The following is a 9,876-nucleotide window of genomic DNA, read 5'->3' as shown; positions in this document are numbered from 1 at the left end:
CGCCGCGTGGCGTGCGTACCCGCGGCGCTTTTCAATATGAGATCAGATGTCAGGCGTTCAGCCAGCATTCTCCCAGCGCGTACCCATCCATCATTTCGCCGATCGGGTTCTTGACCCATCCGCTGATCTTGTTGGTGGCGGCCGCGTCGATGAACTGGTTGAAGAAGGGCACGATCAATCCGCCTTCATCGCGCATCATCACCGCCATGTCGTGGTAGATCGCCTTACGCTTGTCCTGGTCGAGCTCGCCGCGCGCGGTGAACAGCATCTTGTCGAATCCCGGCCGCTTGAAGCGCGTGTCGTTCCAGTCGGCTGTCGAGACGTAACCGGTGGAATACATCTGATCCTGCGTGGCGCGGCCGCCCCAATAGGAGAGCGAGAAGGGCTTCTTGTTCCACACCTCGGACCAGTAGCCATCGCCGGGCTCGCGCTTGATCTCGATCTTGATCCCGGCTTTGGCCGCACTCTGCTGATAGAGTTGGGCGGCGTCGACGGCGCCGGGGAAGGCGACATCGGAGGTACGCAGCAGGACCGAGCCGCTATGACCCGACTTCTTGTAGAGGGCGGCGGCCCTTTCCGGATCGAATTTGCGCTGCTCGATGGCGGTAAACAGCGGGTAGGCTTCGTTGATCGGGAAGTCGTTGCCCACCGAGCCGTAGCCGCGCAGAATCTTCTCCAGCATTTCCTCGCGGTCCATGGCGAGCTTGAGCGCCATACGCAGATCGTTGCTGTCGAAGGGTGCGGTGTCGCAGAACATGTTGAACGGGTAGTAGCCCTTGCCAGACACGTTCTCGATACTTACGCCGGCAATGCGCTTGACCAGATCGACAACCTTCGGCTCGACGCGGTTGATCATGTGGACCTGACCGCCCTGGAGGGCAGCGAGACGCGCCGTCGCGTCGTTGATGACGACGATCTCGACCTGGTCGGCATGGCCGGCCTTGTCGCCCTGCCAGTAGTTGGCAAAGCGTTCGCCGCCATGGCGTACGCCCGGCTGGTTGACGGTGACCTTGTAGGGACCGGCGCTGATGCCGGCATTCGGGTTGTCCTTGCCGCCATTCGGCTGGATGACGAGATGGTAGTCGGCCATCAGATAGGGGAAGTCGGCGTCTGCATCGCCGAGCGTGACGATCACTTCCTTGCCGCTCGCCTTGACGCCCTTGATGTTCTTGAGGATACCGAGCGCGCCCGACTTCGACTTCTCGTCGGCATGGCGCTCGATGGTGGCGGCAACGTCTTCGGCGTTTACCGTCTTGCCATTGTGGAATTCGATGCCGTCACGGACCTTGATCGTCCACGTCTTGGCGTCCTTGGAAGCGCCGATGTCTTCGGCGATCAGGTTTACCAGCTTGTTGTCTGGGGTTAACCGGGCAAGATACTCGCCCCACTGCTTGCTGAAACTGTAGGTGACCTGGCTGAGGTTCAGGGCAGGGTCGAGGCTGTTGGTCGATTCACCGCCCTGCAGGCCGGCCTTGATGATGCCGCCCTTGACCGGGCTCTGCGCGAAGGCCCTCCCGGCCAGCGTCGTTGCCAGCGCGGCGGACACGCCGAGCGCCGCGGTGCGGCCAAGAAAGTCGCGACGCGATATCCGGCCCTGGCCAGCGAGATCGGCGAGATGATCGAGTTCAGTCTTCATGTCCTACCCCCTTGTTGAAACAACGCCGCACCAGTGGCGCCCGTCCAAAGGACGTGTGGCGCCCTAGTGTTGCATGCGGATGACGGCCGCCATCTCCCCTGGTTGGCGGATCGCTGGGTGCCTAGAGCAATTCCAGGAAAAGTGTGAACGGTTTTTCCATCCGGAATTGCATAAAAACAAAGAGATAGAGCAGTTCACCGTTCCGTGAAACCGTGAACTGCGTTAGTTCCCGGCGCTGGCCATGCGCCGCCCCTTGATCGCCTTTTCCAGCCAGCCGATCTCCATCTCCGGGACCGATGACAAGAGAAGGTCGGTGTAGTCATCGAAGGGGGGCGTCAGCACCTTGCTCTTCGAACCATAGCGCACCACCTCGCCGCGATACATCACAGCGATCGAATCGGCGATCGACTTCACCGTCGCCAGATCGTGGGTGATGAACAGATAGGCGACGTTCTCCTCCTTCTGCAGTTCAAGCAGAAGCTTCAGGATGCCGTGCGCCACCAAGGGGTCAAGCGCCGAGGTCACCTCGTCACAAATGATCAGCTTGGGTTTTGCCGCGAGCGAGCGGGCGATGCAAACACGCTGTTTCTGGCCGCCGGAAAGCTCGGCCGGGTAACGGTCGACAAAGCCCTTGCCCATTTCGATCTTGTCGAGCAGTTCGGCGACGCGGGCATCGCGCTGTTTGCCGCGCATGCCGAAATAGAATTCGAGCGGCCGGCCGATGATGGTGCCGACGGTCTGGCGCGGGTTCATCGCCACGTCGGCCATCTGATAGATCATCTGCAGCTGGCGCAAATCCTCCTTCGGCCGGTCGGCAAGCCGGTTGGCCAACGGGCGTCCGTCGAACGTGACGGTGCCCTGCTCGGGTGGCAAAAGTCCGGTTATGGCGCGCGCCAGCGTCGATTTTCCGGAGCCGGATTCGCCAACCACGGCCAATGTCTGGCCGGGGTAGATATCGACCGAGACGTTCTTCAGCACCTTGACCTGGCCGCCGCCATAGGCAGCGGTGACGTTCTTGACCGACAGGAACGGCGTGGTGCCGGGGTTCTGCTCGGCATGTTCGATCTCGTGCACCGAAACCAGGGCGTTGGTGTATTCCTGGCGCGGTTCCTTGATGATCTGGCGGGTGCCGCCCCATTCGACCAGCCGGCCGTGGCGCAGCACCATGATCTCGTCCGAGACTTGGGCAACGACGGCCAAATCGTGCGTGATATAGAGCGCCGCCACATGGGTGTCGCGGATGGCGTCCTTGATCGCCGCCAGCACGTCGATCTGCGTCGTCACGTCGAGTGCCGTCGTCGGTTCGTCGAAGACGATCAGGTCAGGCTCCGAGCACAGCGCCATAGCCGTCATGACGCGCTGCAGCTGGCCGCCTGACACCTGGTGCGGAAAGCGTTCGCCGATGGCTTCCGGGTTCGGCAGGCTGAGCTTCTTGAACAGCGCGATCGCGCGTTTCTCGGCCTCCGCCCGTGTCGCCGTCCCGTGCAGCAGCGTGGCTTCCACCACCTGGTCCATCAGCCTGTGCGCCGGGTTGAAAGCGGCCGCCGCAGACTGCGCGACATAGCAGACCTCGCGGCCACGCAGCTTGCGGAAACCTTCCTTGCCGCCCTTCAGGATGTCGCGGCCGTTGAGCAGCACCTCGCCACCGGTGATGCGCACGCCGCCACGGCCATAGCCCATGGACGACAGGCCGATGGTCGACTTGCCGGCTCCGGATTCGCCGATCAGGCCGAGCACCTTGCCCTTCTCCAGCGTCAGCGAGACGTCGTGCACGAGCACGATATTCTTCGGCGCCTCACCTGGCGGATAGACCGTCGCCTCGATGCGCAAATTGCGGATATCGAGCAGAGGGGTGGACTTTGCCTTCACGTCGGCCGTCATCCGCGTCCTCCCTTCAGGCTTGTCGTGCGGTTCAGCACCCAGTCGGCCACAAGATTGACCGAGATCGCCAGTGCTGCGATCGCGGCCGCGGGAATGAGCGCGGCGCCTATGCCGAACACGATCCCGTCCTTGTTCTCCTTCACCATGCCGCCCCAGTCGGCGTCCGGCGGCTGCACGCCGAGGCCGAGAAAGGACAACGTCGACAGGAACAGCACCGCATAGATGAAGCGCAGGCCGAGCTCGGAGATCAGCGGCGACAGCGCATTGGGCAGGATTTCGCGGAAAATGATCCAGGCGCTGCCTTCGCCGCGCAGCTTGGCGGCCTCGACATAGTCCATGACGTTGATGTCGACGGCGACCGCGCGCGACAGGCGATAGACGCGCGTCGAGTCGAGAATGCCCATCACCAGGATCAGCGTCACCAGGTTGGTTGGCAGCACTGAGAGCACCACCAGGCCCATGATCAGTGTCGGGATCGACATCAGGAGATCGACGAGGCGCGACAGGATCGTATCGAACCAGCCGCCGAACACGGCCGCCGAAAAGCCAAGTATGGCGCCGAGCGAGAACGACAGCGCGGTGGCCAGCACGGCGATAAACAAGGTGATGCGGGCGCCATAGATCATCCGGGACAGCAAATCGCGGCCGAGATTGTCGGTGCCCAGCCAATGCGCCGCCGATATCGGCTCCCAGACATCGCCGACAATTTCGGCATTGTCATGCGGTGAGATCCAGGGCGCGAAGATCGCCGCCAGCACGAACAGTGCCGTCAGGACAATGCCGATCAGCGCGGGGACGGGGATGCGTTTGATATCGAGCATATCAGCCCCCCTATTTCGGATGGCGGAGACGCGGATTGGCGACGATCGCCGCTATGTCCGCGATGATGTTGAGACTGATGTAGACGGCGGCGAAGATCAGGCCGACGGCCTGTACCACCGGCACGTCACGCTTGGTGACGTGATCGACGAGATATTGCCCCATGCCGGGATAGACGAAAATCACCTCGACCACGACGACGCCGACGATGAGATAGGCGAGGTTGAGCATGACGACGTTGATGATCGGCGCGATGGCATTGGGGAAGGCGTGCTTGCGGATGACGTTGAACGCCGACAGGCCTTTCAGTTCCGCCGTCTCGACATAGGCCGACTGCATGACATTGAGGATCGCCGCTCGCGTCATGCGCATCATGTGGGCGAGCACCACCAGCGTCAGCGCCGTCGCCGGCAGCGCGATCGCCTGCATCCGCTCACCGAAGGGCATGCCTTCGTAGACAGTCGAGATGCCGGGAAAGATCTGCCACTTCACGGCGAAGAAATAGACCAGCACATAGCCGATGAAGAATTCGGGGAAGGAGGTCGAGGCCAGTGCCAGCCCGGAGATCAGCTTGTCGACCCAGCCATTGCGGTAGCGCACCGCGATCAGGCCCAGGATGATGGCCAGCGGTACGGCCACGATCGCCGCCCAGAAGGCGAGGAACAGTGTGTTCCACAGGCGCGACTTGATCGAGGTTGCGATATCCTGCCCGCTCGACATCGCCGTGCCGAGGTCGCCGGTCAAGACGCCGCCGAGCCAGTGGAAATACCTGACATAGGCCGGGTCGTTCAGCCCGAGCTGCTCACGCAGATTGGCGAGCGATTCCGGCGTCGCGGATTGTCCCAGAATGGCTTGCGCGACATCGCCTGGCAGAATCTGCGTGCCGGCGAAGATCAGGACCGAGATGGCCAACAGAAGGAGGATGCCCAGCGCAATGCGCTGGGCAATGAGTTTCAGGATGGGTGAAGACATCTCTGCACAGCCGGACTCAGGCCTGCAGCCAGCACTTCGCCAGGGCGTAGCCGTTCATCAGTTCCTGGTGCGGATCATCCACCCAGCCATCGACCTTGGCGCCGGTGGCGTCGATGAACTGGTTGAACATCGGCAGGATCAGGCCGCCGTCGTCGCGGACCATGACAGCCATGTCATGGTACATCTGCTTGCGCTTGGCCTCGTCGAGTTCGGCGCGCGCCGCCAGCACCATCTTGTCGAAATCCGGGCGCTTGAAACGCGTGTCGTTCCAGTCTGCCGTCGACAGATAGGCGGTCGAATACATCTGGTCCTGCGTCGAGCGGCCGCCCCAGTAGGAGGCGCAGAAGGGCTGCTTGTTCCAGACCTCGTTCCAGTAGCCGTCGCCGGGCTCTCGCTTGAGCTCGATCTTGATGCCGGCCTTGGCCGCGCTCTGCTGGAACAACTGGGACGCATCGACGGCGCCGGGGAAAGCCACGTCCGAGGTCCTGAGCAGAACGGTGCCGTCATGGCCTGATTTCTTGTAGTGGAACTTGGCCTTGTCGGGATCGTACTTGCGCTGCTCGATCTCGCTGAACAGCGGATAGGACGCGTTGATCGGGAAATCGTTGCCCAGCGAGCCGTAGCCGCGCAGCACCTTGGTCAGCATCTCCTCGCGGTCGATCGCCAGCTTCAGCGCCATCCTGAGGTCGTTGTTGTCGAACGGCGCCGTGTTGCAATGCATGATGAACACGTAGTGGCCGGGACCGGCGTGGTTGCGGATGGTCACGCCCGGCACGCGCTTGATCAGGTCGACGATCTTCGGCTCGACGCGGTTGATCATGTTGACCTGGCCGCCCTGCAGCGCTGCCGTGCGGGCGGTCGCGTCATTGATGACGATGACCTCGATCTGGTCGGCATGGCCCATCTTGTCGCCCTGCCAGTAATTGGCGAAGCGCTCGCCGCCATGGCGCACGCCAGGCTCGTTGGTCTTGACCACGTATGGCCCTGCCGAGATGCCGGCATCTGGCTTGTCCTTGCCGCCATTGGGCTGAACGATCAGGTGATAGTCGCTGAGCAAATAGGGAAGGTCGGCATTGGCCTCCTTCAGCGTCAGCACCACTTCCTTGCCGCTGGCCTTGATGGTGTCGATGCCCTTCATGTAGCCGAGCGCGCCGGATTTCGACTTCTCGTCCGAATGGCGCTCCAGCGTGGCGGCCACGTCCTCCGCGGTCACGGTCTTGCCGTTGTGGAATTCGACGCCGTCGCGGATCTTCAGCGTCCAGGTCTTGGCGTCCTTGGACGAGCCGATGTCTTCGGCGATGCGGTTCTCGAGCTTGCCTTCCGGCGACAGCTCGACGATCATTTCGCCCCAGCACTTGCCGAAGGCGAACGGCACCTGCGTCATCATCAGCGCCGGGTCGAGGCTGTTGGTGGATTCACCGCCGACCAGGCCGGCCTTCAGCGTACCGCCCTTGACCGGACCCGCTGCACGCGCCGCGCTCGAAAGCAGCGCGTTGGCGAAGGGTGCGGCGATGCCGAGCGCTGCCGCCCGGCCGAGAAAATCACGACGGCTCAGTTTGCCGGACGCAACGCGCCGGCTAAGGAATTCCAGTTCATTTGACATTTGAGTTCCTCACTCTGTTGGTTCGACTCTGCGGTCGATTTTCTTGCTTCTTGTTAAAGGGAATAATGACCGCAAGGGAAAGCGGTAAGCAAGACCGAATGCGACATGCCGTGGCGTAAATCGCACGTCGCATTTGGATCAATGATTTCAACGCTCAAACAAGCGCACGCGGGACCTTTTCGTCGAAATCGCGCTCGAAGACGAGTTTTTCGCCCTCATAGGCTTCGATTCGGGCGCTGACGATGAAGTTTTGCGTGTCCGACCACATCTGCGCCCATGTCTCGGTACGGACCGACCATCCATTTCGCGACAGGGTCTGCGTCCAGTGTGTTTTTCCCGAGGCTGACAGGGGATCGTCAGGTTGGATGGTCCAGGTTTCGCGGGCAATGCTGCCGTTGACCAGTCCGTGGTCGAGATCGCGCACTTCGCCGAAGTCGTCCGTTATCGACAGCGTGACAATCCCGGTCTTTTCGTCGCGGTCGACATGGCGTTCGGAATTGGCGGGCCGAACCGTCTCGGTCGCCCACGGCGTAGCACCTTCCGGCTCGGCGAAAACGGCTTCGTCGCCTGTTGCCAGCAGGCGCAACGGCACCGATAGCGTGGCCGCCGACACGGTCAGTCGTACCGGCTCGGGCGAGGGCCAGATAGCGGGCCAGTAGGCGGTCGAAACGGCGACGCGCAGACGATGGCCGGCCGGCACACGGTAGGCGCATTGATCGAGCACGACACGGACCGAAACCGTCTCCCCGGGGACCAGCGCCTCGGGGAATTCATGCGAACTGCGGTGCGTCAGATTGAGCACGCCATAGGAGATCAGTTCCGAGGCGCCGTCGGGATGCACGTCGCAGAGCCGGACAGCGATGTTGGCCTGGGGCCGATCCGAGGCAAGCTGGACCTCAAGCTCCGGCGCGCCGACGATCTCGATCGGCTTGGTGAGCTCAGGCTGGTCGAAACAGGCCGACAGCCCATCATCAAGACGCTGATCGCCCGGCAGTTCCGGTCCGAAGGTGAACGGAAAGTATTCGCCGCCGGCAAGCCCACAGGTTTGCGGCGAAGCGACGGTTGAAGGCCCTGCACCCGGAGCCATGAGCTCGAGCGCTTCAATCGTTATGTTGGACGATGGCCACTCCTGCTCGGCTATCCAGCGGCCGGGCCGCTCCGGATGCCAGCGCGCGGGACGCACGCTGTCCATCACATAGGCGCGGTAGTCGGGATCGGCCTCGACGCCGGTCTCGGCGCCCTTCAGCCAGCGGTCCCACCAGCGCAGCGCTTCCTGGAGGAAGCCGATGGCTGGCTTGGGGCCGGCATAGTGCGGGTATTTGTGGATCCACGGTCCGACGATGCCCTTGACCGGTGCCTCGATGTTGGTGACAAGGTGCGAGATCGTGTTGCGGTAGCCGTCGTGCCAGCCGCCGATCGACAGCACAGCCGCCTTGACGGCCGAAAAATCCTCGCAAATCGAACCGCGCTTCCAATAGGCGTCGCGATGCTGGTGGCTGAGCCACAGCGGCGCCATGAAGGCCAGGTTCTCCAGCCGGGTCATCCAGAGGTCGCGCCATCTGTTGTCGCCGGCAATCAGCGGATCCGGCGGCCGCGACGAATAGGAAAGCATGGTCGAGGCCCAGCCGAAATTCTCGTTCAAAAGGCAGCCGCCCTTGTAGTGGATGTCGTCGGCATAGCGGTCGACGGTCGAGCACAGGCTGATCACCGCCTTGAGCGCCGGCGGCTGTTTGGCCGCCACCTGCAGGCAGTTGAAGCCGCCCCAGGAAATACCCATCATGCCGACACTGCCGTTGCACCAGGGCTGGGCCGCCGCCCAGGCGATGACATCGCAGGCGTCCTGCAGTTCCTGCTCGGAATATTCGTCGTCCATCAGCCCTTCGGAATCGCCATTGCCGCGCATGTCGACGCGGATCGAGGCGTAGCCGTGGCCGGCGAAATAGGGATGGGTAAGCTGATCGCGAAAGATCGTGCCGTCGCGCTTGCGGTAGGGCAGGTGCTCGAGGATGGCAGGCACCGGATCGTCGCCCGCATCCTCTGGCATCCACACCCGAGCCGATAGCCGGCAGCCATCGGGCATGACGATGCCCATATCGGGAAATTCGACGACCTTGCGGGGAAATTCGGTGATGATTTTCATGGCAGGCATAACGCTCCGCGGCACGAGAACTTTCAATCGCCATTCGCGACTGGAGCAGCGAAATATGCGACCTGTGCCGCTATCGCAATTCGTCGAGCAGTTCGGGATGTTTCTCCAGCAATGTCATCAATTGAATGGTCGGGCCACTCGGTTCGATCAAGCCTCTTTCATACTTGTCGAAGGCGTTCTCGCCGACCTTGAACAAGGATCCGGCCTCGCGCTGCGACAGCTTGAGCTTCGTGCGCATGCGGCGGATGGTTGACGGGGCCGGCACGCCGTCGATCTTCTCTTTGAGCGCGCGCAACCCGGCATCAACGGCGGCCATATCGTCGCCGACATGCACACCCTCGCCATCCGATGGCGGATAGTAGCCGGGCAGGTCGACGATCATGCTCTCGCCCTTATAGGTCACGGTGAATGGACGGACTCCGCGCATCAACGTTTTTCCGGTTTCGGGGGAGACCATCCTATTCGTTTCACTGCTCTCCCTTGTCGCCATGGTCATTTCTCCTTGAATGACATGACCGTGAATTCGGTCACGACATCCGCCTGGAATTTCACATAGAGAAGCATGTCACGCGCTGGCACGTGATAGACATCCTGCCACACTCGATGATCCGCGAAAGTCGTCATCGACTTTACAAACATCTTCCGCGTAATGCTGTCGATCACCTCGATCAAACCGGCGCGATGGAAGCCCAGCCCAACAGCATCCCGCAGTGCGGACGTTGTGATCGCCAGCGTGTCGACAGACCCAAATGTCATCTTGATTGCATCAAGATCGTAAGTGGGTCTGCGTTTATCCATAATCAGTATGCCCCCATA

Annotated in this window: 8 protein-coding genes; all 8 read right to left on the bottom strand. The window is 62.0% G+C overall.

What is annotated here, in order from left to right; all coding sequences use genetic code 11:
• Positions 1 to 49: 49 nt before the first annotated feature.
• The 8 genes from LB554_RS10710 to LB554_RS10675 all read right to left on the bottom strand — a co-directional run bounded on the left by LB554_RS10710 (position 50) and on the right by LB554_RS10675 (position 9,858).
• Complete coding sequence (locus tag LB554_RS10710; RefSeq protein WP_224584425.1) at positions 50 to 1,636, bottom strand: ABC transporter substrate-binding protein; 1,587 nt, start codon at positions 1,634 to 1,636, stop codon at positions 50 to 52.
• Positions 1,637 to 1,858: 222 nt separating this feature from the next.
• Positions 1,859 to 3,517 (bottom strand): ABC transporter ATP-binding protein, encoded by a 1,659-nt coding sequence (locus LB554_RS10705; RefSeq protein ID WP_140615074.1) that lies wholly within the window; start codon positions 3,515 to 3,517, stop codon positions 1,859 to 1,861.
• Positions 3,514 to 4,338 carry an ABC transporter permease gene (locus LB554_RS10700; protein ID WP_140821691.1) on the bottom strand — a complete coding sequence of 275 codons (825 nt, stop codon included), beginning with the start codon at positions 4,336 to 4,338 and terminating at the stop codon, positions 3,514 to 3,516. Before LB554_RS10700 ends, LB554_RS10705 begins: the two co-directional genes overlap by 4 nt.
• A 10-nt stretch (positions 4,339 to 4,348) precedes the next feature.
• Positions 4,349 to 5,308, bottom strand: coding sequence for an ABC transporter permease (locus LB554_RS10695; RefSeq protein WP_015314326.1), 960 nt, complete (start codon positions 5,306 to 5,308; stop codon positions 4,349 to 4,351).
• Positions 5,309 to 5,324: 16 nt separating this feature from the next.
• The gene (locus LB554_RS10690; protein ID WP_015314325.1) at positions 5,325 to 6,911 is read right to left on the bottom strand and encodes an ABC transporter substrate-binding protein; all 1,587 of its coding nucleotides are present in this window, start codon (positions 6,909 to 6,911) and stop codon (positions 5,325 to 5,327) included.
• A 154-nt stretch (positions 6,912 to 7,065) separates the two neighbouring features.
• Positions 7,066 to 9,051: a CocE/NonD family hydrolase gene (locus LB554_RS10685; protein WP_224584424.1), complete on the bottom strand. Its 1,986-nt coding sequence runs from the start codon at positions 9,049 to 9,051 to the stop codon at positions 7,066 to 7,068.
• Positions 9,052 to 9,130: 79 nt separating this feature from the next.
• Positions 9,131 to 9,550 (bottom strand): type II toxin-antitoxin system MqsA family antitoxin, encoded by a 420-nt coding sequence (locus LB554_RS10680; RefSeq protein WP_140875756.1) that lies wholly within the window; start codon positions 9,548 to 9,550, stop codon positions 9,131 to 9,133.
• Positions 9,551 to 9,552: 2 nt separating this feature from the next.
• Complete coding sequence (locus LB554_RS10675; RefSeq protein ID WP_224584421.1) at positions 9,553 to 9,858, bottom strand: type II toxin-antitoxin system MqsR family toxin; 306 nt, start codon at positions 9,856 to 9,858, stop codon at positions 9,553 to 9,555.
• Positions 9,859 to 9,876: the final 18 nt, after the last annotated feature.

The sequence above is a fragment of the Mesorhizobium sp. CO1-1-11 genome, assembly GCF_020164995.1.
GTDB lineage: Bacteria > Pseudomonadota > Alphaproteobacteria > Rhizobiales > Rhizobiaceae > Mesorhizobium > Mesorhizobium australicum.
This window is presented reverse-complemented; position numbering and strand designations above follow the sequence as displayed.

Excerpts from the sequence above, each read along its gene's own strand:
- LB554_RS10710 (WP_224584425.1), bottom strand. The coding sequence starts at position 1,636 with ATGAAGACTGAACTCGATCATCTCGCCGATCTCGCTGGCCAGGGCCGG.
- LB554_RS10705 (WP_140615074.1), bottom strand. The coding sequence starts at position 3,517 with ATGACGGCCGACGTGAAGGCAAAGTCCACCCCTCTGCTCGATATCCGC.
- LB554_RS10700 (WP_140821691.1), bottom strand. The coding sequence starts at position 4,338 with ATGCTCGATATCAAACGCATCCCCGTCCCCGCGCTGATCGGCATTGTC.
- LB554_RS10695 (WP_015314326.1), bottom strand. The coding sequence starts at position 5,308 with ATGTCTTCACCCATCCTGAAACTCATTGCCCAGCGCATTGCGCTGGGC.
- LB554_RS10690 (WP_015314325.1), bottom strand. The coding sequence starts at position 6,911 with ATGTCAAATGAACTGGAATTCCTTAGCCGGCGCGTTGCGTCCGGCAAA.
- LB554_RS10685 (WP_224584424.1), bottom strand. The coding sequence starts at position 9,051 with ATGAAAATCATCACCGAATTTCCCCGCAAGGTCGTCGAATTTCCCGAT.
- LB554_RS10680 (WP_140875756.1), bottom strand. The coding sequence starts at position 9,550 with ATGGCGACAAGGGAGAGCAGTGAAACGAATAGGATGGTCTCCCCCGAA.
- LB554_RS10675 (WP_224584421.1), bottom strand. The coding sequence starts at position 9,858 with ATGGATAAACGCAGACCCACTTACGATCTTGATGCAATCAAGATGACA.